We start from the raw sequence: 521 nt of genomic DNA, 5'->3' as shown, positions 1-521 counted from the left end.
TATAGTTTAAGTTTTTTAAATATCTATATAAGTTCTCAAATAAAAGTCCTGTTGCTTCCATAGCAATAGTTATCTCTTCTTTATTACAATTTAAAGATTCAATATTATTGATTAACTTTTTAAAACCTACCGCTGTTGAATTAAATGGAAATGGTTTTATAACTATTTTCTCATTATCATCAACAACACAACAAACATTAAACACTTTAGCAATATCAATTCCTATAAAATACATAACACATCCTTAATCTTAATTTTTGATTTATGCTCACAGCCTCCTATTATAGATAGTAAGAGTTTTGAAGTCTTCTATAGCTTCCTAAATAGGTGAGTTTATATAATCAAAATAATACGCTTTCTTAGGTGTTTAAATACACAAGGATAAAGAGATTATTTATTGATGCAATAACTGTGAACTGTAAAGAAACTTAACAATTTAAATTTAAATACAAACATAAATAATATATAGCAATTTATATTCAAGTTTCGTAATATGAATTGCTTAATTTATTATAGGAGGA

Annotated in this window: 1 protein-coding gene; it reads right to left on the bottom strand. The window is 24.2% G+C overall.

Annotated features, from left to right (window positions below; all coding sequences use genetic code 11):
* Positions 1-235, bottom strand: a 235-nt coding sequence (locus GBG18_RS15105) for an IS110 family transposase (protein ID WP_152192401.1), incomplete at its 3' end; no start/stop codon positions are given.
* Positions 236-521: the final 286 nt, after the last annotated feature.

The sequence above is a fragment of the Poseidonibacter ostreae genome, from assembly GCF_009208075.1.
Taxonomy (GTDB): domain Bacteria; phylum Campylobacterota; class Campylobacteria; order Campylobacterales; family Arcobacteraceae; genus Poseidonibacter; species Poseidonibacter ostreae.
Note: the sequence above shows the minus strand (reverse complement) of the source record. Positions and strands in the feature narration are given on the sequence as shown.